The sequence below is a fragment of the Parapedobacter lycopersici genome (assembly GCF_024643285.1).
GTDB lineage: Bacteria > Bacteroidota > Bacteroidia > Sphingobacteriales > Sphingobacteriaceae > Parapedobacter > Parapedobacter lycopersici.
In genome coordinates this window covers 130,614-154,524 of sequence record NZ_JAMSLW010000004.1, presented here as the reverse complement: position 1 = coordinate 154,524, position 23,911 = coordinate 130,614, and the positions used below count along the sequence as shown (strand labels likewise).

Sequence of the window (23,911 nt, the reverse complement as noted above, 5' to 3'; positions counted from 1 at the left end):
TTTAATACACCTTCGCTGAACTATTCTTCTTCCTGTTTGATCCGTTCTTTTTTAGGAACATTATTCTTGAGGATGGTCTGTGTAAAACGCTTGATATTCGGCACATTTTTCTTGTTTACGATGCCTACCAGTTCAATTGTTTTCCCCTTGCTTACGGCGTTCTGTTCGAAATCCTTAATGACTTCGATGACATCCTTGTCGATGAAACGGCTCTGTGAACCGTCAATAATGATCTCGTTGATCCGTTTCGGGAGACCGTAAAGCGACTTCTGTATCGACGCCTTGTTCAGAAACGATACTTCCTCTGCCAGTGTGATCGTGATTTTCGCACCATGGTCATTGACATCAATATCGTATTCAAATGCATTCGACAGGTTGTTTTTAAGGATGTAAAATATACCAACTACCAGTCCAATGGCTACTCCGGTTAGCAGGTCGGTGAAAACAACAGCTAATATAGTCACAATAAATGGAATAAACTGATCCAATCCTTTATGCCACATCTGCTTGAAGATCGAACCCTTGGCCAGCTTATATCCGGTGTGCAGCAGGATAGCTGCCAGACACGATAACGGAATCAGGTTAATGACGGTCGGGATGGCCAGTACGGCGATGAGCAGCCAGACACTGTGTAGAATCGCACTCTGCCGCGAGCGCCCTCCGGCATTGACATTGGCTGAGGAACGGACGATAACGGCTGTCATCGGCATACCGCCCAGCAGGCCGCTGGTCATGTTGCCGATGCCCTGGGCCACTAACTCACGGTTTGTCGGTGATACCCGCTTGAACGGATCGATCTTGTCGACCGCCTCCAGGCTCAGCAGGGTTTCCAGGCTGGCGATGACTGCAATTGTGAAACCGATAATCCAGACGTCCTTATTGAAGAGCTGTGAAAAATCAGGGAATGTGAACAAGCCGAGGAATTCATTGAATGAATTCACGATGGGAACAGCCACCATGTGTTCGTTTCCCACGTCCAAAGCCGTACCGGTAAAGGCCTGGCCAAGCACCACACCCATCACTACGACGAGCAGCGGCGCAGGCACCACATTAAGTTTCTTGATTCTCGGCCAGAAGATCAGGATGGCCAAGGATACCGCACAGATAATCAGTACGCCGGGGTGAATGGCTCCCATGGCTTTCTCCAGCGCCGAAAATGTATTTTCCTGATTGAGCTGGATAAAACTCTCCTCGCCGAAGAAACTGGAATCGTATCCCACGGCATAAGGAATCTGCTTGAGAATAATCGTAATACCAATGGCAGCCAGCATACCGATAATGACAGAAGATGGAAAAAAATTGCCAATCATTCCGGCCTTCACTATCCCCAGAACAAACTGCATTGCTCCTGCAATAAGGACAGCAAGTAAAAAGGTCTCGTATGCACCCAGTTGCTGGATTGCCCCGAGTACAATGACGGTCAATCCCGCCGCCGGACCGCTCACGCTTAATTGCGAACCGCTAAGCGAAGCGACCACGATACCACCAATAATCCCCGTTAAAATGCCGGCGAATAAGGGTGCGCCAGAAGCCAGTGCAATACCCAAACATAAGGGCAGTGCCACTAAAAACACCACGATACTGGCCGGTAAATCGTATTTTAAGTCCCGCTTTGATAATTTTAAAAACGCGGACGCACGTGTACCTAACATAATAAATAAATCTAATTGTTAAATGAATTTTACAATTCCCTGCCGCACAGTACCTGCCTATAGCGGTATCATCCGGCATCGATTTTCAGGCTGTTAAGCCCGGAAATCCGTTCAGCGTAAAAAATTTAACAATTCGGGGGAGGGGTGGGTACGGCCGGATAAAATGCACGGATGTGCCGTTTATCGTCTGCAATAAAATTGGTACTGTTCAGGTAGTGCAACGGAAGGTCGGAATGTGAAAAGATCAGGTCCTTTGCGTAGAATTTGGAAAACAGGTCCTTTGCCTGGTCACCTATGCCGCCTTTGCCGTTGTTGTTTTCAATCTCCAGCTGCAACACCACTTGCAGCAACGCCTGGCGATCAAAACCGTGGACAAAAATAGGAGCAGAGGAAATGACCATCTTCGTAAAGAAGATGGCAAAAAACAATTTAGCGTATATTTTCCTTTTTATCCCCGTTGACATTTCCCAACAAGTTATGTAACTTTCGTCGCCAATAATACAAAAATATTAAAAAACACGTTCCATACTGTTTCTTTGTGTAAATTGTTACAAAAACATGACCCATATGCGCCGTAATTATATCCTGTTACTGCTGCTATTGGCGGTACAGCTTTCCCCGCTATATGCGCAGCAGCCGAAATGGCAAGCCGTGGGCGATAAAATCAAATCGCCCTGGGCGGCACAGGTGGACCCTGGGAACCCCCTGCCGGAATACCCGCGTCCCCAGCTGGTCCGCGCACATTGGCAAAGCCTCAATGGACTTTGGGATTATCAGATCAGTCCCGGTAAGCTGGACAGCCGGCCGTCATCGTACACCGGGCAGATACTGGTGCCTTATCCGGTCGAATCCGCCCTGTCCGGCGTAGGTAAACCGGTAGGTAAAACACAGACACTTTGGTACCGCACCGCCGTTACAGTGAATAAGGAGATCCGGAACCAGCGGGTTTTGCTGCATTTCGGTGCGGTGGACTGGCGCTGTGAGGTCTATGTCAACGGACAAAAAGCCGGTGTCCATGAAGGGGGGTACGACCCGTTTTCTTTCGATATCACACCCCTGCTGAAAAAGGGGAATGCACCGCAGGAAATTGTGGTGGGTGTATGGGACCCAACGGATGAAGGGCCGCAACCCAATGGAAAACAGGTCGTAAAACCGAATGGCATATGGTATACACCGGTTACCGGTATCTGGCAAACGGTGTGGCTGGAAGGGGTGTCGGAAACCTATGTGGTGGCTACAAATCATACGCCTGACATTGACAAGGGGACAGTGCTGGTGCAGGCTGTGGTCGAATCGGCGCAGCCGGGCGACCAGGTCCGGGTCTCCGCCTGGAACGGCACGGAGAAAATAGCGGAGGAAACTGTGCCTGCAGGCAGCGATGCGTTGCTGTCCATCGCCAATGCCCGGCACTGGTCGCCCGCCGATCCTTTCCTGTACGACCTGAAGGTCGCGCTGATCCGCGGCAAAAAGCCAATAGATGAAACTTCGGGCTATTTTGCCATGCGGAAAATCTCCATGGGCAAAGATGCCAACGGCATCCAGCGTATACTGCTCAATAATGAATTCCTCTTCCAGTATGGCCCGCTCGATCAGGGCTGGTGGCCGGACGGGTTATATACTGCGCCGACGGACGAAGCGCTGCTGTTCGACATCAAAAAGACCAAGGCAATGGGATTTAACATGATCCGGAAGCACATCAAGGTGGAACCCGCCCGGTGGTATTACCATTGTGACCGCGAGGGTTTGCTTGTATGGCAGGATATGCCGAGTGGCGACCTGGGCGGCAACCACTGGGATATGCGGCCTGGCCTGACATCCGGACGACAGTACGATAAGGAACGTACCCCCGAATCTGAAGCCATTTACCGAAAGGAATGGACAGCGATTATGGATGCGCTTTATAATTTCCCCTGCATTGTGGTATGGGTGCCTTTTAATGAGGCATGGGGGCAGTTTAAAACCCGGGACATCACGGCATGGACCATGGCACACGATCCTTCGCGGCTGGTCAACAGCGCCAGCGGAGGGAATTTTTTCGGCGTGGGTCACGTGCTGGATGTCCACAATTATCCTGATGCCGTGATGCCCCGGCCGGAGCTGTTCGGTGCCAATCAGGCACTGGTGCTGGGCGAATTCGGTGGACTGGGACTGCCTATCACCGGCCATACCTGGCAACAGCAGGACAATTGGGGGTACCAGAGTTTCAAAAATGCCGATGAACTTCAAAAACGTTATCAGGGACTGGTGAATGACCTGGTCCGGCTGATTCCATTGGGCCTCTCCGCTGCCGTGTATACCCAAACCACCGATGTCGAGATCGAAACCAACGGGCTCATGACTTACGACAGGGCGGTGGTCAAAATGCCGGCAACGGTATTGCATGACTTACATCAGTTGCTTTATCAGCAGGATCCGGATTAAAAGACCTTCAGCTGTTATCGATACCGTTTGTTTTAAATGTTAGTTTCAGTATAGTTTAACCCCATGAGTGATCAAACCCAATTTATAACGCGAATTACCACCTCCTACCACCCGAAGGGTGCTGCTATTTTTCTCGGTGCGGGAATCCTGGATGGCCGGGTTGTTGCCGATGCCAAAGTAAACCTGGCGTTAAAAATGATGAACCGGCATGGGCTCATTGCCGGTGCCACCGGAACGGGGAAAACCCGTACACTTCAACTGATTGCCGAGCAGCTCTCGGATGCCGGTGTGCCAGTATTCATGCTGGATGTGAAGGGTGACCTGTCCGGGCTGCATCAGCCGGGCGCATCGAATCCCGCGCTGGTCGAGCGGGGGGAAGCATTAAAATGGCCCTTCGTACCTGCCGGCTTCCCGGTTGAATTATTTTCCCTGTCGGGAGAGACAGGCAACCCGATGCGCATCACCGTGACAGATTTCGGTCCGGTAATGCTGGGCCGGATCCTGCAGCTTAACGATACGCAGACCGGTGTGCTGGCCGCACTTTTTAAATATGCCGAAGATGAGCAGATGCCTTTGGTGGATTTTGCGGATTTAAAGAAACTACTGGCCTATCTTTCAGACGGGCCGGGGGCCGAAGCGATTAAAGCGACCTACGGCCGCATCAGTGGCAGCACTTCCGGTGCCATTCTACGGAAAATAGTTGCGCTTGAACAACAGGGCGTTGCCCATATTTTCGGCGAAAAGCAATTTGATGTCCAGGACTTGTTTGAGCGTGTCGACGGAAAAGGTGTCATCAGCCTGCTGAATATTTCGGATATTCAGCACCAGCCGATTCTGTTCTCGACGTTTTTGCTGAGTCTTTTAGCGCAGCTGTTCAGGAACCTTCCGGAAGTAGGCGACCTGGATAAGCCCAAGCTCGTGTTTTTCTTTGATGAGGCCCACCTGCTGTTCAAAGACGCACCCAAGCCGTTCCTCTCGCAGGTTGAGCAGATTGTCCGCCTGATCCGCTCCAAGGGGGTGGGTGTATTCTTCTGTACCCAGGCACCGACGGATATCCCCGAAACGGTACTGGGCCAGCTGGGAAACCGGGTGCAGCATGCGCTACGGGCGTTTACACCAAACGATGCCGAAGCACTCCGCAAGACGGTACGTACTTATCCCCATTCCGATTTTTACGAAATAGACCGTGCGCTTACCTCCCTGGGAACGGGACAGGCGCTGATTACGGTACTCAACGAAAAAGGAATTCCCACCGAAGTAGTGGCCACGCACCTGATCCCGCCCCGCGCTGTGATGGGGCCCCTGGAAGGGACTGCCTACCAGCAGCTGGTTAATGCTTCGCCTTTTTATGCCAAATATCATGAAACGGTAAACCGGCGCAGTGCCAGCGAGATGCTGGATGAGCGGGAGGGAGCCCGGGAAGCGGAAGAGGTCCGGGAGGGAAACACAGGCACAAAACCAACGGCCCGGCGGGGAAGTACCCGGCAAACCCCGATGGAAGCCGCGACCAAAGCGGCCTCGGCAACCCTGGCCCGCGAAGGGGTAAAGCTGCTCGGCAGGATTGCAAACGGCATATTGGCCGCCATGTTCCGCCGCAAGCGGTAACAGAAGGGGTACATTGCCGCTAAAAGCGGGGTTTTAACGGGTTGCAGCGTGATTTATTCCCGTTGGTTTTTATCCTGCGATTATCGTTTGCATATCGAAGCAACTTTGCCTAAGTTTGGCAACAATCGATGGAAAATTCCGTTTATTGCTTTAAAAACATACATTAGTTAAACATGAGTAAACCGACATTATTGATTCTTGCCGCCGGAATGGCGAGCCGTTATGGGAGCATGAAACAGACTGATGCCTTTGGCCCCAATGGAGAGACCATTATCGACTACTCCATTTACGATGCTATACGCGCCGGTTTCGGCAAAATCAGTTTTATTATCCGCCGGGAATTTGAGGAAAAGTTCCGTGATATTTTTGAGCCGAAACTGAACGGCCGGATCGCCACTGATTACGTGTTTCAGGATTTTGACCTTACGCCTTTTGGCATCGATAAGGAAATCGAACGGGCTAAACCCTGGGGTACTGCCCACGCAGTACTTTCCGCACGTAACCAGATCAACGAGCCTTTCTGCGTGATCAATGCCGATGATTTTTATGGCTACGAAGCATTCGAAAAAATGTCGAAATTCCTGACAGCCGGCGTAAAAGATGATACCTTTTCCCTGATGGGATACCAGATAGATAAGACACTTTCAGACTATGGTTCGGTGTCCAGGGGGGTCTGCCAGGTGGACGATGAGGGCAACATGACCGGTATTGATGAGCGCATCAAGGTCTATTTTAAAGACGTGGACGGACAGAAGCGGATCTTTTACGAGGAAGATGGCAAGGAAACCGAATTACCGCGGAGCAGCCGTGTATCCATGAACTTCTGGGGATTCACGCCGGCGGTTTTCGCGGAAACCGAGGCCCTGTTCAAAGATTTTGTAGCTGCAAATGAACACAACCCCAAGGCAGAGTTCTTCATTCCATTGGTAGCTGACGCGCTTATTAAAAGCGGTAAAGCACGGTTTAAGGTACTGCCCACCTCGGAAAAATGGTTTGGTGTAACCTATCAGGAGGATAAACCCATTGTACAGGAAAGCATTGCCCGGCTGGTCCGGGACGGTGTTTATCCTGAAAAGCTTTTTTAACGCTAAAGCAAAAAGCCCCGCAGATCATTTCTGCGGGGCTTGTTTTTATCAGTTCGTCCGACTATTTTTTATCGTCGTCCTTCACTTCTTCATATTCCACATCGGTCACATCATCCGTGCCACCGCCTGCCTGCTGTCCGGCACCGGCATCACCGGCTGGCTGTCCGGAAGCTGCTGCGTCCTGTGACGCCTTGTACAATTCTTCCGAAGCCGCATTCCAGGCATTTTGCAGTGCAGCCTGCGCTGTTTCAATCGCAGCGAAGTCTTTGGCGGCATGCGCATCCTTCAATTTTTTCAGCTCTTCTTCGATCGGTGCTTTTTTGTCGGCACTGATCTTGTCGCCGTATTCCTTCAGTTGCTTTTCGGTGGAGAAAACCAGCGCATCCGCTGCATTCAGCAGGTCGATTTCCTCTTTCGCCTTTTTGTCGGATTCGGCATTGGCTTCTGCTTCCTGCTTCATTTTCTTGATCTCGTCGTCCGACAGGCCGGAAGAAGCTTCAATACGGATCTTCTGTTCCTTGCCGGTAGCTTTATCCTTGGCCGATACATGCAGAATACCATTGGCATCGATATCAAACGTTACTTCGATCTGTGGTATGCCGCGCGGTGCGGGTGGAATACCGTCCAGGTGGAACCTGCCGATGGTGCGGTTTTGCGCGGCCATCGGACGCTCGCCCTGCAGAATGTGGATTTCCACTGAAGGCTGGTTGTCAGACGCGGTGGAGAACACTTCCGATTTTTTCGTCGGAATCGTGGTGTTCGATTCAATCAGTTTGGTCATTACACCGCCCATGGTTTCAATACCCAATGACAGTGGGGTAACGTCCAGGAGCAATACGTCCTTCACCTCTCCGGTCAATACCCCGCCCTGGATAGCGGCGCCGAGCGCAACTACCTCGTCCGGGTTTACACCCTTTGACGGATCTTTGCCAAAGAATTTTTTTACGGCATCCTGTATGGCCGGAATACGGGTGGAACCACCCACCAGAATAATCTCATCGATATCGGCGGGAGAGTAGCCTGCATTTTTCAATGCGGATTTACAGGGATCAATGGTACGTTTGATCAACCCGTCCGCCAGCTGTTCAAATTTCGCACGGCTTAATGTGCGCACCAGGTGTTTGGGCCCGGTTTGGTCGGCCGTGATGTACGGCAGGTTAATTTCCGTGGAAGAGGAACTTGACAGTTCGATTTTGGCCTTCTCAGCAGCTTCTTTCAACCGTTGCAGCGCCATCGCGTCTTTGCTGAGGTCGAAATCGTTGTTTTCGCTTTTAAATTCGTCGATCAGCCAGTCGATGATAACCTGATCAAAGTCGTCACCACCCAGGTGCGTATCGCCATCCGTGGATTTTACTTCAAATACCCCATCGCCCAACTCCAGCACGGAAACGTCGTGGGTACCGCCACCGCAGTCAAACACGACAATTTTCATGTCTTTATTGGCCTTGTCCAATCCATAAGCCAGTGCAGCGGCCGTAGGTTCGTTAATGATGCGCTTTACGGTCAAGCCTGCAATTTCACCGGCTTCTTTGGTTGCTTGCCGCTGGGCGTCGTTAAAGTAAGCCGGCACGGTAATCACGGCTTCAGTTACTTCCTGGCCCAGAAAATCCTCAGCGGTTTTTTTCATCTTCTGCAGAATCATCGCAGAAATTTCCTGAGGCGTATATTTGCGGTCGTCAATTTCCACCCGGGGGGTGTTGTTGTCGCCCTTAACAAGGGTGTACGGTACGCGGTTAGCCTCTTTGCTGGCCTCATCGTAGGTAGTTCCCATAAACCGTTTGATGGAATATACGGTCTTTTTGGGGTTAGTAATGGCTTGACGTTTGGCAGGATCTCCCACTTTGCGCTCGCCATTCTCCACGAAAGCCACAATAGACGGTGTTGTGCGCTTTCCTTCGTTGTTCGTGATCACTACCGGCTCGTTGCCTTCCATCACGGCTACGCAGGAGTTGGTAGTCCCTAAGTCGATTCCAATAATTTTTGACATATCTTAATTTTCCTTTTATACGTTGATGAACAAAATTTTACCTTTTAATGTGTATCAATGGCTGTGCCAATCCCTGTACCGTGCCAATTATTTGCAGTTTAACGTATAAAGTACAGGTCGGGTTACAGAATCCTGACATTGTGTCATTTTTTGCAGCATGGAATGCTGCGTAATCTGCTATATTGTACCCGACCGACATTGCAGTCGTCTTGCGGCCTGCGTTGACTATCGTTCGAGACTGGTTCGAGGCTTCTTCGGGGATCCCTCGAACGTCTTCGGAACGCAACGGATTGCATGCCGAGCAGCCCCGAAGCGGAGTCGAACAGGGGTCGAACGAGTCTCGAAGAAGCCTCGAACCAGTCTCGAAGAACAGTCGAAGCGCACTCGAACACCTCCCGGATATACGACGGATAGGAAGCGACCGGAATGTGGAAAACAACTGAGACCGCTGGTTGGATTGCTGCTTTTTCCGTATAATTGATGTTCATTAGTAAACTCGCCCATGCACATCGAACAATTGCGTGATTACTGCCTCCGGAAGCCCGGGGTTACGGAGGGTTGTCCATTCGGACCGGATACCCTGGTGTTTAAGGTGACGGGAAAAATCTTCCTCCTGACCGGGATGGATAGCCAGCCCCTGTCGTTTAACGTAAAATGCGATCCGGCGTATGCGCTGGAACTGCGCGAACAGCATCCGCATTCGGTGTCAGGCGCCTATCACATGAATAAAAAGCACTGGAACACCGTTGTGTGTAACGGTGAGCTGGATGACCGGACATTAGCCCGGTTTATTGACCATAGCTACGACCTGGTGGTGGCCGGGCTGCCCCGGAAAGACCGGGAGATGCTGCGTTAGCTGCTGCACCAGTTTTGACATTGGCAAGACCGGCCGCTCATCGGCAATGCGTATTTTTGCAGCGCAGCAAATAGCACATTGTTATGGATTTTACCGCTTACCTGTCCGAGTTCGGACGCATCCTGAATAACCCCAAGCCACCGGCACCTTATGATCGTCCCGAGTACCTTGATTATACGCGGCTCAACTGGTCGAGGATGAACCGTTGGCTAAAGAAAGGGCAGCTGGATCCAGCGTTTGTTGACGCGGTAACGCGTATTTCCCATCCACAGCAATGGATCGTGATTACGGAACCCTGGTGTGGCGACGCGGCACATTCCCTGCCTTTCCTGCACCTCGCCAGTACGCATAACCCACTGATTTCAGTGACCTACGAGCTGCGCGATTCCGCGCCTTTCCGGATCAACGAATACCTTACCGCCGGGAGTAAATCCATTCCGAAACTGATCATCCGGAACAGCGCCGGCGAAGACCTGGCTACCTGGGGGCCACGGCCGGCCGCATGCCAGGAGGTGTATCAGCAGCTGCTGGCGACCGGTGCGGATTTCGAACGGGTGAAGACCGACCTGCAGCACTGGTACAATAACGATAAGGGAAAATCCCTGCAGGCCGAGCTAACTGTTATCCTCACGGACATCCTTCCACCCACCGCCTAACGCCTTATATAGCGCTACTTTGGCATTCAGCTGCTGCTGTTTTACAGCCACCAGGTCCAATTCACTGGTAAGTGCACTGCTTTGGGCAGTGATCACCTCCAGGTAGGTTGCGTAACCGCTCCGGAAGAGCAGGTTTGCATTTTTAACCCCCAAACGGGAAGTAGTTACCCGCTTTTCCGCAATTTCATACTGTTCATGTAACTTGTCTATCATGGCCAGTGCGTTGGTTACCTCGTTAACGGCATCGAGCACCACCTGCTGGAAACCAAGCTCCGCTTTATCACGCTCCAGCCTGGCGATTTCGTGCTGGGTTTTCAACCGCCGTCCACTGAATATCGGCTGCGTAACCCCGCCGATAATTCCGCCGAAGAGTGCACCCGGAATATTGAACCAGTTCTGCGGTAACATCGCATTCAGTCCGCCCGAAGCATTGATGGTCAATGCAGGGTAGCGGTAAGCCTGGGCTACCCCCACCTGTGCGTTGGCCGACCGGAGGGCCAGTTCGGCCTCCCGCACGTCGGGCCGGTTGGCTACCATAGACAGCGGAACACCTGACGCCAGGTTATCCTCGGTAACAAAATCATCCAGCCGGCCGGAGCGCACAACATCCCGCGGCATTCGTCCTGTCAGGGCCATCAGTGTATTTTCCTGTACGGTGACTTCCTGTTCCAACTGGGGGATTAATGAGGCGGCGACCAGCATCTGCGACTCTGTCTGCTGTACAGCCAGGGCAGTTACCTCTCCCGCATCGCGCTGCAATTTGACAATGTGTAACGTACTGTCGTTTAATTGCAGGTTGCGCCGCGCCACCTCCAGCTGCTCGTCCAGCATCAGCAGGTTGTAATAACCATCGGCAATGGCCGCAACGAGTGCGGTCTGCACGGCTTTCCGGGCCTCATAGGTTTGTAAGTATTCGGCCAGCGCGCTTTCCTTTTGCCGGCGTATTTTACCCCAGATGTCGAGCTCCCAGCTGACATTGATTTCGGAAGAATACTGCGACTGCAATCGATACAGGTTTTCGGGTGGCTCGCCCTCGCCGGGCCGTTCGTACCAGTTGGACGACGGATTGGAATAATAATCACGCGACCGCCACTGCTGATTGACACCGCCAAGCTGTGCCTCCACTTCGGGGAGGAAAGCCGCCCGCGACTGCCGAAGCGACTGGTTGGCGATCTCGATGTTTTTCAGCGCCGCCTGCATGTCATAATTATTGGCGATGGCGGTATCAATCAGTCCGACCAGGGTGCTGTCAGTAAAAAAGTCGCGCCAGGGGATATCGCCGATATGGGTGGTGTCGCTGTTCAGGCTATCGGCCTGCCGGTACGTATCCGGCAGATCCAGATCCGGTCGGACATAATCTTTCCCTACGTTGCACGACGCGACGAGCAGCGGAATAAAAAGCAACGCTAATCGGCTATATTGCATACTGGATTGTTTCATCTGTTCATTATTTTATTTTTCAATGGTCCGCCCCTCAGTCTTCGTCTTCCGTTTTCAGCCTGTTTTTAACCCGTTCGTCGAGGTGCTTGAATATCACATACAAGACGGGGATAATAAAAATACCCAGCGTAACGCCGGCCAGCATCCCGCCGGCCGTACCGAAACTGATGGAATGATTACCCTGGGCGGAAGGGCCGACGGTCCACATCAGCGGAATCAATCCGGCCACAAATGCCAGGGAGGTCATCAGGATCGGGCGCAGACGCATGCGCGCGCCTTCAATTGCCGACTCTAGAATGCTCAGTCCCGCCCGGCGTTGCTGCACAGCAAATTCCACAATAAGGATGGCATTCTTGGCCAGCAGGCCGATCAGCATGATGAGCCCGACCTGCACGTAAATGTTGTTTTCAAGTCCCACGAGGTTTACGGCGGCATAAACACCGATTAATCCCACGGGTACCGACAGTAAAATGGCCAGCGGCAGGATGTAACTTTCATACTGTGCCGCAAGGAGGAAATAGACAAACAGGATGCTGAGTGTGAAAATCAGCGTGGTCTGACTGCCCGATTGCCGTTCTTCCAGGCTCATTCCCGTCCATTCATAGCTGTAATTTGCCGGCAGGTGTTCGGCTGCCGCTTCTTCCATGGCGTCCATGGCCTCGCCGGTACTGTAACCTTCCGCAGGACTGGCGTTGATCGCAATGGCATTGTACAGGTTATAACGGTTTACGATTTCGGGCCCCATCACCTTATTCAGGGTGATCAGTGTGTTGGCCGGCACCATTTCCCCCTTGTCGTTGCGAACAAAGATGGACTTGAATGATTCCGGATTCTGGCGGTATTCGAAATCGGCCTGCATGTACAGCCGGTACTGCCGCCCGAACCGGTTAAAATCGCTCACCCGCACACGGCCGTAATACCCCTGGACGGTACGCATCAGGTCGTTGACATCCACGCCCAGGGCTTTTGCCTTCACGGGGTCAATGGCCAGTTCGTATTGGGGGAAGTTGGCGTTGAAGGTCGTGTAGGCGGATGCGATTTCCTTCCGGCCTTCCAGGATGGTGATGAACGAATCTGCTGCCAGCCCGAAATCATACATAGACCCGCCCATCCGGTCCTGCAGCACAAACTCCAGGCCGGAGAAATCACCGAATCCCTGTACGGTAGGTCTTGGGAATACGCTGAATGAGGCTTCGTTAATCTGTTCCAGGTCCTTGCGTATGGTATCCATAAAGGCGTTGATGTTCCGGATTTCGCCCCGCTCCTTTGTGGGCTTGAGGTTAATGTACCCCACAGCAAATGCGGAGCTGGCACTCGCGTCAATGGCGTTATAACCGGAAACCGTCGTCATTCCCTCAATTGCTTCGCGCTGCTGGAGAATGCTGTCGGCCTTGGCCAATGCGTCTGTTGTACGGGCGAGCGAGGCTCCCGGTGGCATGGCCATGGAATAGGTGATGAAGCTGTCATCTTCCGTAGGGATGAAGCTCGATGGTGTCCGGCCCATCACCCAGATGCCCAGTAGCGTGATGACTACCAATCCCGCGATGCTGAGTGCCTTCCGTTTGATCAGGAAATGCAATGACCCGATGTATTTGCTGGAAAAGGAATCGAAGGCTGTGTTGAATGCCGTGAAGAACCGGTCTTTAAGCCGGTTCACTCCCGATAATGCCTGTTTTTCCTGCGGGGCGTCGGGTGCCTGTTCATCCAGGTGCTTCGGCCGTTTGAGCAGCAGCGCGCAAAGTGCGGGCGTAAGGGTGAGGGCATTCAGTGCTGATATCAGGATGGCCGTGGCCAGCGTATAGGCAAACTGCTGGAAGAATATACCCGATGGCCCGCTCATGAAGCCCACAGGAAAGAATACCGCGGCCATGACCATGGTGATGGAAAGGATGGCACTGGTAATTTCGCCCATGGTCGACAGGGTGGCTTTCCGGGGGCCGAGGGTGGTCCGTTCCATTTTCTGGTGTACGGCTTCGACGACCACAATGGCGTCGTCGACCACAATCCCGATCGCAAGCACGAGGGCAAACATGGTCAGCACATTGATCGAAAACCCGAACAATTGCAGGAAAAAGAACGTACCGACGAGCGATACCGGTATCGCGATGGCGGGTATGAGCGTAGAACGGAGATCCTGCAGGAAAATAAATACAATGAGAAAGACCAGGATAAAGGCTTCAAAAATAGTGTGCTGTACCTGGCTGATCGACTCGTCAATCTGGTCGCGTACACTGTAGCTGATGTTGTAGTGGATGCCATCCGGAAAATTTCCGGATAGCCGTTCCAGCACATCCCTGATCTGAATGTCAATTTCCCGCGCATTTGAGCCGGATGTCTGGATGATATTCAGCGTTAGTCCGGGATACCCGTTTACCTTGTTGTCGCTCCCGAGATTAGTAGCGCCCAGTTCAACCCGGGCAATGTCGCGGAGGTAGAGTACTGACCCATCTTCATTGGTTTTGATGACAATCTTTTCGAACTCCTCAGGCAGCGTAAACCGGCCTTTGTGCCGGAGAATGGTTTCAAAAGCTTCATCTGAGGTTTCACCGAATTTACCCGGAGCGATCTCGAAATTCTGGTCGCGTATTGCAGCGGTCACATCCTGGGGCACCAACCCGTAGAGTGCCATCTTTTCGGGGTTCAGCCAGGTACGGATGGAATAGTCACGCGCGCCGACGCGCCTGACCTGCCCGACGCCATCCACGCGTGATAGCTCACGCATGAGATTAATCTGTGCATAAGCCTGGAGGAATGTTTCGTCGTATACCGTATCGGGGTGATCGCTGTAGATGTCGATGGTCATGATGATCCCGCTCTGCCGGGGCTCTACGGTAATGCCCGATTCGATTACCTCGGCGGGAATATTGGCGTTGGCCTTTGAAACACGGGTCTGTACATTCACCGCTGCCTGGTTTGGATCGGTTCCGGTTTCAAAAAAGACATTGATATTGCCCGACCCGGAGTTGGTGGCCGACGAACGGATGTACGTCATGTCGGGCACGCCGTTGATCGCCTCTTCAATGGGCAGGAGCACGGCACCGGCCACCGTTTCGGCATTTGCACCGGGATAAGACGTGGATACCGTAACACTTGGCGGGGCAATTTCCGGAAAACGGGTAATGGCCAGCTGCCACATACTAACCAGCCCGATGATGACGAGCAACGTGGATACTACGGTAGCTAAGACCGGTCTGTTGATGAATGTTTTCAGCATAAAAAGTAACTTGTTCTGCCTGCGCAATAGCCCGAGGGAGGCTGTTACATGCGCACGGCAATATTAAAAGCTGTTAAAAAATCAGTAAGAAGCCAGGTGTACTAACTGCCCGAGAGGTTTTTTATAATGGGCTGAATCTCCATGCCGTCGGTAAGCTTATCAAAACCGGTCAGGATAATCCGGTCGCCCACCTGGAGGCCCGCCTCCACGATGTAATTGGAACCGCTGCTTCCTCCCACTTTAATCGCTCGTTGTTTTACGGTGTTCTCCGGTGTCAGTGTATAGACAAATATTTTGTCCTGTAAAGCGGTTGTGGCAACCTGGGGGACTAACAATACGCCGGATTGGCTTTCTTCCATCTTCAGCGTGCCGCTGTTTCCGGAGCGGAGGATATTATCAGGGTTGGGAAATGTAGCGCGCAGGGATATGGCTCCGGTGGTACGGTTTACCTGTCCATTGACCGCGTCAACCACACCCTTTTCCGGATAGGTTTCTCCATCAGCCAACACGAGTGATACGTAAGGAATCAGGTCGGACGACTTCGATTTGCCCAATGTGTCTTCCTGCGCGGTCTTTTCCGTTTCCGGCTGATTCTGTCTTTTGTTGAAGTAGAGAAAATCCGATTCGCTCATGGCGAAATACACAAATACATCGTGCGTATCGGATAATACGGTCATGGGTTCCGAATCGCTTTTGGTAACCAGGTTTCCGATCCGTTTCGGAATCCGTCCGATGTAGCCGCTTACCGGTGCCTTTATGGTGGTAAATCCCACATTAATCCGTGCCGTGGCAACGGCGGCAGTGGCCTGGTCGAGCGACGCTTTGGCTACATCGTATTCCGATTTAGCTGTACGGAGCCGCACTTCTGAAATTACTTCATTCACTACCAGTGGCCGTAAACGCTCGACTTCCAGCTTGGCATTTTCCAGCTTGGCCTTCTCTACATTTTCACTGGCGATCGCATTATTGAGCTGCTCCTGGTAAGGCAGCGGATTGACCTTAAAAAGTTTTTGACCTTTTTTTACAAAGGCTCCCTCATCCACGTAAATCTCTTCCAAAATGCCCTCAACCTGTGGACGTATTTCTACATTGGCTGTGCCTTCTATCGTTCCCAGATAGTCCCTTACGGTAATGGCTGTGGACGTGTCGACGACGTGTACGGGCAACGCCAGCGCAGCCTGTTCCCGTTCGTTCGTTTTGGACGATCCGATGGTACAGCTCGAAAAATTAAAGCTGGATATTCCTATTAATATGCTGATTATTAGTGTGTTGTTTTTATTTACGATTTTGATGCTCATAGCTGTTTTTCGTTTAATGTTCTAATAGCTGGTACTGTTGTTAATGATGATACTGTTGCCGCAATTCAGTAAGCCGCGGTTGTTATAGGTAAAGTCAGAATACATGCCAAGGTTCATCTCGGCCATCCGGACACGATCAAACATTTAGGTAGCTTGTGTGTTACTATTTTCGATTACGGAGTCAACGGGAGGGGATGATGAACCATCGGAATAACGGATATGAAGTTACACTATTCGATAACAAGGGCACAAAGTCCCATTGTCGCTGCGGCGATACACGATGGCCATACTGTTGACCGCGCACTGCGTGCGTACCTAACCCTGCAGGAACATGAACGTTTTCGGGAAGAGGACCCGTACACGGATTACCTGGCCATGCTGCCCGTGAACCGGGTAACGGTACGGACATCGCGGTTTCAGCTCGACTTAAACCGCCGTCGCGACAGCGCTATATACCACCGGCCCGAGGACGCATGGGGGTTGCAGGTCTGGCAGCCGGAGCTGCCCGACGCCCTGTGTCAGGAACTGTTGCAGCAATACGATGCCTTTTACGGGGATATAGCTGCGCTGCTGGACGACACGATAGCGGCATTTGGTGGTTTTGTGGTGCTGGATATCCACAGTTACAATTACCGGCGCGAATCGCCCGATGCCGAAGCCGATCCGGCGGAAAACCCGGAAATCAATATCGGGACGGCACACAATCATGGAATATGGAAAACCTTCGGCGAGCGTTTCACCCATTTTTTAACGCACCACCGGATTGGCAATCACCAGGCTGACGTACGGGAGAATATCAAATTTGGCGGCGGTGGATTCTCGGAATGGATAAATGATCGGTACGGATCGTACGGTTGTGTTTTATCGCTGGAGTTTAAAAAAGTATTTATGGACGAATGGACCGGCAGGGTGGACATACAGCACCTGAACGACTTGAAACAGCTGCTGCAGTGCAGTATCCCGTATTTACTGGATATGCTTGATAAAAAGCAAAAGGAAAGGCCCGATGACCACTGAAAAATACATCAACCGTATTGCCGACAAACTCAAAAAGGGTAACCCGTTGCATATGGACCTGCCGAATGGCGGAAAACTGCACCTGGATCGCCCGGTGCCTTTTTTGCTGGTTTATCGGATACCGCCCGGGGCTGAAGACACATTTACGCCTACACTCGGCGAAACGGAATCGGCATACCTGGTTTCGTCCGCTCACCCGGATGATGAATCGACCCGGCTGACGATCAAAACGATTGCCAATAACCTGGCCGATAAATTTGGCGGCTTCATGCTGCTTGAGGTATGGCTTTCGGATCAGGCGGATGCTGCGGCATTTACCATTCACCTGAACCAGAAAAGCGCGTTGCCGGTGGCCGAAAAACTGCGGAACGAATTGCAGGAAATCCGGCTGAGCCAGAGCAGCAAGATGGAGGCCGTGCTGGAGCGGGAGAAAAAAATGCCTGCGCCGCCTTACTATGATGCGCTGATGGGCAATGAGGAAGCCCGTAAAAGTGAGATTATCCTGATCGGCCTTGAAATCGCCCCCATTTACATCGACCAGCAAACCGGATTGCCTTACCCGTTGATCCTGCGGGAACTGCGTGAAGGGTTTGGCAAAGCACTGAAAAAAAGCTTTTTTGAATTTGTGCGCATGCAGACATCGTACAATGCGGCGCATTTTGAAATGCTGGGAACGACGGAGCTGCATGAACTGGTATGGGAAATTGATGACAAGCTGGCCGAGTATACCCAGCTGTTTGATTTTCTGTTGCTGGTAACACCGATCAACGTGAAAGAGGAGTGGGCCGGCTTTTCCAAAAGCAAGTACCTCGGGACACCTTCGTTCCACTACCGTCCGATGCCGATAGACCCCGAGCTGATTAAACGCAAACTGTACAACCTGCCTATTGAGCACATTTCGGACCCGACACTTGCGTATCTGTTCCGCGACAAGCGGAAGGAGATCGACCGCATGCTGAACATGCTCGGTGAGCGGGAGAAGCCCGATTTCCTCTACAGCAGCCAGCAGCTTTTCGGAAATATCGAGGAAAGCCTGCTTGAGACGGCCCGCGCCATACTGGTCGCCGCCGAACCCAGCGAATTGCCGAAACAGCGTGAAATGCTGCAGGCAGCCGAGTTTGCCAGCCTGGCTGAAACCGAACTGCAATTCTTAAAACAGCAGTACGGACAGGTATCGACGGCCGTCCGGATCCGGGAAGATGTGGAAGGGGTGATGGTTTCCCGGGGCACGCTGAATGTCAGCAGCCGGTACAGGATTTCCCGGGCCCGGGCATTTGCGCTGGTCCAGCATGAGATCGGTACGCATGTGGTAACCTACTACAACGGGATGGCGCAGCCGCTAAAATTGTTTTACCTGGGCGTACCGGGTTATGAACAGTTGCAGGAAGGACTTGCCGTACTTGCGGAATACCTGGTCGGGGGGCTTACCAATGAGCGGATCCGTATACTTGCGGCACGCGTGGTGGCCGTATACCACATGATTGCCGGCAATTCGTTTTCGGATACTTTTTTTATGCTGACGGATAAATATCAGTTTAAGTCGGAAACAGCATTTCATATTGCCATGCGGGTATACCGCGGCGGAGGGCTCACCAAGGATGCGGTATACCTGAAGGGCCTGCTCAACGTCATCGAGTACATTAAGCAGGGAAAGGATATCACCAAACTGCTTGTTGGCAAAATCAGGCAGGACTATTTGCCGGTCATCGAGGAACTGATGCACCGCGGCCTGCTTAATCCGTCGCCACTGCGCCCCAGGTTTCTGGATAAACCATTCATCGACCGGCTGGATGATATCAAAAACGGTGGCAGCATTTTTAAAATGATCGGTTAATTAACCCTTTTATCGTTAACTCACGCAACATGAACATTGGATTTTTAGTTAATCAAACACACAAGGAAGGGGCTGAATATACGACTACCGGACTTGCGCTGGAAGCCCATCGGATGGGTCATCGGGTATATTATATCGGTGTGGGCGACCTGGCTTACCTGGCTAACGGGCAGATGGGAGCCCACGCGCGCAGCCTGCCGGATCGGGAATTCCGGTCGCCCGCCACCTTACTGGAGGCCCTGCGTGAGAGCAAGAAGGAACCGGTCAGTGCGAAACAATTGGACGCACTACTCCTCCGGAATGACCCGGCAGCGGACCTGGAAAGCCGGCCATGGGCGCAGGATGCCGGTATTTCCTTTGGCCAGCTTGCCAGCGAACAGGGCGTTACTGTACTTAATGACCCCCATGGGCTGGTTTATGCATCCAGTAAAATGTACCTGCAGTATTTTCCGGAAAAGGTACGCCCTTCGACCATCATTACCCGGAATATAGCTGATGTGGAGGCCTTTTACCGCGACCACCAGCGCAAAATTATTCTTAAGCCGCTGAAAGGATCCGGCGGGAAGAATGTGTTTCTCGTTGATAAAAAAGACAGCAAAAACATGAAACAGATCGTAGAAGCCATCTGCAGGGATGGTTTTGCCATCGCCCAGGAATACCTGCCGGAAGCCCGGAAAGGGGATATCCGGCTGTTTTTGATGAATGGGGAGGTGCTGGAGACGGATGGCAAACCGGCCGCTATCCGGCGGGTTCAGCAGGGGGGAGACATCCGGAGCAATATCCACCAGGGGGGCGAAGCAAAGAAGGCGACCCTGAACAAACAGCTCCGGGAAATTGTGGAGGTAGTATCTCCGAAACTCAGGAAGGACGGTATGTTCCTGGTTGGGCTCGATGTGGTTGGGGATAAGTTAATGGAAATAAACGTGTTCAGTCCGGGCGGACTGCGCCACGCGGGGAAATTGCACGGCACGGATTTCTTTCCGACAGTTATTGCCGCAGTAGAAGAGAAAGCAGCGGCACGCCAGCATAAAACGGTGTGATGAAATGTTAAAATTGCCGCAAGCATTGGCGTGATTGGGCAAAAAAGAATATATTAGCCGGGTGTGCAAAGCTAATATTGACTTGAATGAGCCTGATCAAAAAAATCGTTTCCTGTTTATTTTTTAGCCTGTTTTTCGTAGCTGCGTTTGCCCGGCAGGATACGGTTAGTATCAATACGCTGGTTGAGCGTACCCAGAAACTGCTGGACGCCTACCCGATCGAAAAGGTACACCTTCACTTTGATAAACCTTATTATGCAGTCGGCGATACCATATGGTTTAAGGCCTACCTGAACAGTAATATGTACGATTACGACCTGAGCAAGGTGGTATATGTGGAGGTCATGAACGGCCGCGATTCGCTGATGCAGTCGCTGCGTATCCCGCTTACCGACCGGATGGGTGACGGCCACCTGGTGCTCGACCAGGAATGGTATACCCAGGGCAATTACCGGTTCCGCGCCTATACCAAATGGATGGTCAATTTTGACCCGGCTTATTTCTTCAATAAGATTATCCCGATTGGCGATGTGCTTAATAATAACCTGCACCACACCATCTCATTCAAGGATGTCAGCAATGGCAAAAACGCCCGTTCGCAGGCTACCATTCAATTCAGGGATCGTGAAGGGAAGATTCTGAACAACAGAAAAATCAATTGGCAGGTGACTTCGGGCTGGGAGACCCTTGACAATGGTAAAGGGGAAACGGATGCCATGGGGAACGTCATTATTAATATTAATGGAAATGACCGGGAACTGCTGCGCGCGGGCAACCTGCACGTATCATTATCCCCGCAGAGCGGGTCGGCATCGCCGCTTGTCGGAAATTTTCCGCTTCAGGCAGCCCTTTGGGATGCAGACGTGCAGTTCTTTCCGGAAGGTGGTGAATTGATCGCGGGACTGACCCAGAAAATAGCCTTTAAGGCGGTTGGAAATGACGGACTGGGGCTCCCCGTGAAAGGCGAGGTAGTCGGTCCGGGTAATCAGACCGCAGTATCCTTCACCGATACACACCTGGGCATGGGACAGTTTACGTTCGTTCCCCAGGCCGGAAATTCCTATACCGCCAACGTAACTTTTGAAAACGGGCAGGAACGGACTTATCCATTGCCGCCGGTGGTTGCCGAAGGTATCGGCCTGACATTTCTAAAGGCTGATACGGCCCAGATTCAATTGGCTATTGTGGCCAATGAAGCTTTTCACAAGACCCACGAAAATGAGGTGTATTACGTGATCGCCCAAAGCAACGGTATCCTGTGCTATGCCGCCCAGGCTACGTTGCGGAATTCCTCCGTGCTGATCAACCTGCCGAAGGACCGCTTTCCAACGGGCATCGCCCAGTTTACCCTGTTTACATCGGACGGCAAGCCCATCAGCGAGCGGCTGGCTTTTGTGGAAAATATCAAACCCCTTGATATTCAGGTCAAGTCGGATAAACCGGCTTACAACGCAAAGGAACCGGTGAACCTTGATATTGCAGTAAATAACAATGGCGATCCGACCGCGGGCGGTTATTCGATTTCAGTGACGGACGAAACTAAGGTTCCCTTTGATGATAATCAGGCGGTTACGATTCTCAGTAACCTGCTGCTCACGTCGGATATTCAGGGATATGTGGAGCAGCCGAATTTTTATTTTAACGGGCCGGACGGTATCCGGTGGGAGGCACTGGATCTGCTGCTGCTGACGCAGGGTTACCGCCGCTTTTCGTATGAAGAGGTGCTGGCGGGCCAGTATCCGCAGGTGTATTTCCTGCCGGAACAGGGGATCGAGATTTCGGGCGTGCTGCGCCTGAATAACGGGAAACCGGTGCCTAACGGCGGACTGTTGCTCTCCATACCCGAGCGGAGTTTCCGAACGGATACCTATACCAACGAAAATGGGGAGTTTGTTTTTAAGGACCTCGTGTTTACGGACTCCGTGCGGGTGACGATCAATGCGCGCGGTAATGATAATTACCGGAATATGGTCATTAATGTAAACCCTACGCAGTTTCCGGCGATCGATTCGAGCAGCTACCGGGCCGATAACCTGCTTAACATCGACACATCGCTCGCCCCTTACCTCAGCAACAGCCGCAACGAATACCGGACTTCCATTCTGCTGGAAGAAGTGGAGGTGACCGGCAGGACCGGTCCGGCATTCACGCATAAAGACTATCCCGCCCTATCGGGACTGAGTATGGCGGACCATCGCATTGAGCCGGACCGCCTGAAGGGCTGCAACGTGCTGATGATGTGCCTGCGTACGGTGCTGACGGGGATTACTTACGATGATCGCAACCAGAATTTCTACATTACGCGTGATTACAATGCCGGCGGACGGATACCGGTACAGTTTTTTCTCAATGGCATGGCCGTGGATGTAAATGCGCTGAACGGCATTATGCCCGCCGAAATTGAGGGTATTGAGATATTTATGCGTGATGAACTGGGCGTGGTAAGCCGCAGCTACCAGAATAATGGTGTCGTTTCCATATACACCAAAAAGAAAGAAAAGGCACCCCGGATGTCGTTGAGCGAAATTGAAAGCATGCTGCCTAAAAGCAACATCATTGACCTCACACCGTTGGGATATGTCAAGGAACGCAAATTCTATGTGCCTAAATACGACACACCTGAACGCCGCGCGGTAAACGACATCCGCTCCACGATATACTGGAATCCGGATGTAACTACCGGTGACGACGGGAAGGCCCGGGTTAGTTTTTATAATGCCGATGGAAAAGGCAGCTACCGCGTCGTTGTAGAGGGTACTGATGTACACGGCAACATCGGCCGGACGATTTACCGGTATACGATAAACTAAACTGGCGCTGTGACTATGTGCCGCGGCGCGGGGGAGTCCCGGGCTCGACTTCGAGTTCCTGCTGGACGATCCTTACCGCATAGGAAGCGGGTGAAATACCCTTGCCGTACCGGTGTGCGTAGGCTTTCGTGAATTCAGCACCAAAATATAGGATTGCCGCCGAATAATAGATCCATAGGAGCAGTACAATGACGGCGCCTGCCGCCCCATAAGCCGATGCCGGCGCACTGTATTGCATGTACAATGAAATCAGGTACCGGCCCAGCATGAACAGCAGCGCGGTGAAAATGGCGCCGCCGACGGTATCACGGAAACGCAGACGTGCATCAGGCAGCACACCGAAAATGGTGCCGAACAGCGTCGTAATCACGAGGAATGTAAGTCCGATATTGATCCACTCCACCATCCAAAGGGAGATTTCGGGGAAATATTGTCCGATCTGGTTGCTCAGTGCAACAATAATTCCATTCAGGAGGAGGGAAGCAATCAACAGGAAGCCCAGACCAAGTACCATGGAAAAGGAAAGGGCACGGTTAACCAGCATTTTCAGCCACCCCTTTTTAGGTTTCGGCTTTAAGCCCCAGATGGTATTCAGCGAGTCCTGTATTTCCATAAAGATCGTGGTCGAGCCTACGATCAGTGTGCCGATGCCAATGGCAATGCCGATGCCGGATTCATCGGCGAAACTGATCTTTTCAATAAGCTGCTGGATCTGTACAGCGACATCAGCGCCGAACAGGGAGGTCAGCTCGTCAAATACCTCGGTCCGCACGCCCTCCTGTCCGGCGATATGCTCACCATACAGAAACCCGACAGTCCAGATGACAATCAGGAGCAGCGGCGCAATGGAAAAAAGGGTATAATAAGCCAGGGAAGCGCTCATCTTCATTGCCCGGTCGCTTGAAAACGAACGGTAGGTCTCCATTATGAGCTCTCCTATTTCTTTATAAAAGGAAATACTAAAAACTTTCATGGGCCAATATCATTGAAAATGGA

Annotated in this window: 17 protein-coding genes; 10 read left to right on the top strand and 7 right to left on the bottom strand. The window is 52.0% G+C overall.

From position 1 onward, the window contains the following. Positions 1 to 20: 20 nt before the first annotated feature. Both NEV57_RS09870 and NEV57_RS09865 read right to left on the bottom strand, forming a co-directional pair. Positions 21 to 1,652 carry a SulP family inorganic anion transporter gene (locus NEV57_RS09870; RefSeq protein WP_257658159.1) on the bottom strand — a complete coding sequence of 544 codons (1,632 nt, stop codon included), beginning with the start codon at positions 1,650 to 1,652 and terminating at the stop codon, positions 21 to 23. Positions 1,653 to 1,777: 125 nt separating this feature from the next. Further along, positions 1,778 to 2,116 (bottom strand): hypothetical protein, encoded by a 339-nt coding sequence (locus NEV57_RS09865; RefSeq protein ID WP_257658158.1) that lies wholly within the window; start codon positions 2,114 to 2,116, stop codon positions 1,778 to 1,780. A gap of 103 nt (positions 2,117 to 2,219) precedes the next feature. On the opposite strand from NEV57_RS09865, the gene NEV57_RS09860 reads away from it, so the two are divergent. The 3 genes from NEV57_RS09860 (at position 2,220) to NEV57_RS09850 (ending at position 6,763) form a co-directional block, all read left to right on the top strand. Continuing rightward, positions 2,220 to 4,073 carry a glycoside hydrolase family 2 protein gene (locus tag NEV57_RS09860; RefSeq protein ID WP_257658157.1) on the top strand — a complete coding sequence of 618 codons (1,854 nt, stop codon included), beginning with the start codon at positions 2,220 to 2,222 and terminating at the stop codon, positions 4,071 to 4,073. A 63-nt stretch (positions 4,074 to 4,136) separates the two neighbouring features. Beyond that, complete coding sequence (locus NEV57_RS09855) at positions 4,137 to 5,678, top strand: helicase HerA-like domain-containing protein (protein WP_257658156.1); 1,542 nt, start codon at positions 4,137 to 4,139, stop codon at positions 5,676 to 5,678. Between the two features lie 173 nt (positions 5,679 to 5,851). Further along, on the top strand, positions 5,852 to 6,763 hold the full coding sequence (locus NEV57_RS09850) for a nucleotidyltransferase family protein (RefSeq protein WP_257658155.1): 912 nt from the start codon (positions 5,852 to 5,854) through the stop codon (positions 6,761 to 6,763). A 61-nt stretch (positions 6,764 to 6,824) separates the two neighbouring features. Here NEV57_RS09850 and dnaK read toward each other — a convergent pair whose 3' ends face one another. After that, positions 6,825 to 8,750: a molecular chaperone DnaK gene (gene dnaK, locus NEV57_RS09845; RefSeq protein WP_257658154.1), complete on the bottom strand. Its 1,926-nt coding sequence runs from the start codon at positions 8,748 to 8,750 to the stop codon at positions 6,825 to 6,827. Positions 8,751 to 8,971: 221 nt separating this feature from the next. Between dnaK and NEV57_RS09840 the strand changes: the two genes are divergently transcribed. The 3 genes from NEV57_RS09840 to NEV57_RS09830 all read left to right on the top strand — a co-directional run bounded on the left by NEV57_RS09840 (position 8,972) and on the right by NEV57_RS09830 (position 10,262). Continuing rightward, positions 8,972 to 9,193 carry a hypothetical protein gene (locus NEV57_RS09840; RefSeq protein WP_257658153.1) on the top strand — a complete coding sequence of 74 codons (222 nt, stop codon included), beginning with the start codon at positions 8,972 to 8,974 and terminating at the stop codon, positions 9,191 to 9,193. Positions 9,194 to 9,252: 59 nt separating this feature from the next. Continuing rightward, the gene (locus NEV57_RS09835; protein WP_257658152.1) at positions 9,253 to 9,606 is read left to right on the top strand and encodes an MmcQ/YjbR family DNA-binding protein; all 354 of its coding nucleotides are present in this window, start codon (positions 9,253 to 9,255) and stop codon (positions 9,604 to 9,606) included. An 83-nt stretch (positions 9,607 to 9,689) separates the two neighbouring features. Further along, a complete protein-coding gene (locus tag NEV57_RS09830) occupies positions 9,690 to 10,262 on the top strand; it encodes a thioredoxin family protein (protein ID WP_257658151.1) in 573 nt (190 codons plus the stop codon). Here NEV57_RS09830 and NEV57_RS09825 read toward each other — a convergent pair. The 3 genes from NEV57_RS09825 to NEV57_RS09815 all read right to left on the bottom strand — a co-directional run bounded on the left by NEV57_RS09825 (position 10,221) and on the right by NEV57_RS09815 (position 16,214). After that, complete coding sequence (locus NEV57_RS09825) at positions 10,221 to 11,702, bottom strand: efflux transporter outer membrane subunit (protein WP_257658150.1); 1,482 nt, start codon at positions 11,700 to 11,702, stop codon at positions 10,221 to 10,223. The two genes, NEV57_RS09830 and NEV57_RS09825, sit on opposite strands and share 42 nt — an antisense overlap. Before the next feature lie 34 nt (positions 11,703 to 11,736). Then, positions 11,737 to 14,916, bottom strand: a complete 3,180-nt coding sequence (locus NEV57_RS09820; RefSeq protein ID WP_257658149.1) for an efflux RND transporter permease subunit — start codon at positions 14,914 to 14,916, stop codon at positions 11,737 to 11,739. Positions 14,917 to 15,017: 101 nt separating this feature from the next. Beyond that, entirely contained in the window at positions 15,018 to 16,214 is a 1,197-nt protein-coding gene (locus NEV57_RS09815) for an efflux RND transporter periplasmic adaptor subunit (protein ID WP_257658148.1), read from the bottom strand. Between the two features lie 219 nt (positions 16,215 to 16,433). On the opposite strand from NEV57_RS09815, the gene NEV57_RS09810 reads away from it, so the two are divergent. From NEV57_RS09810 to NEV57_RS09795, 4 genes are all read left to right on the top strand, one after another. Next, a complete protein-coding gene (locus tag NEV57_RS09810) occupies positions 16,434 to 17,231 on the top strand; it encodes an N-formylglutamate amidohydrolase (RefSeq protein ID WP_257658147.1) in 798 nt (265 codons plus the stop codon). Beyond that, positions 17,221 to 19,065, top strand: a complete 1,845-nt coding sequence (locus tag NEV57_RS09805; protein WP_257658146.1) for a flavohemoglobin expression-modulating QEGLA motif protein — start codon at positions 17,221 to 17,223, stop codon at positions 19,063 to 19,065. Before NEV57_RS09810 ends, NEV57_RS09805 begins: the two co-directional genes overlap by 11 nt. 29 nt (positions 19,066 to 19,094) lie before the next feature. Further along, positions 19,095 to 20,105: an ATP-grasp domain-containing protein gene (locus tag NEV57_RS09800; RefSeq protein ID WP_257658145.1), complete on the top strand. Its 1,011-nt coding sequence runs from the start codon at positions 19,095 to 19,097 to the stop codon at positions 20,103 to 20,105. An 86-nt stretch (positions 20,106 to 20,191) separates the two neighbouring features. Next, positions 20,192 to 22,915, top strand: coding sequence for a carboxypeptidase-like regulatory domain-containing protein (locus tag NEV57_RS09795; RefSeq protein WP_257658144.1), 2,724 nt, complete (start codon positions 20,192 to 20,194; stop codon positions 22,913 to 22,915). 13 nt (positions 22,916 to 22,928) lie between these two features. On the opposite strand, the gene NEV57_RS09790 is transcribed toward NEV57_RS09795, so the two are convergent. Then, entirely contained in the window at positions 22,929 to 23,888 is a 960-nt protein-coding gene (locus NEV57_RS09790) for a YihY/virulence factor BrkB family protein (RefSeq protein WP_257658143.1), read from the bottom strand. Positions 23,889 to 23,911 lie beyond the last annotated feature (23 nt).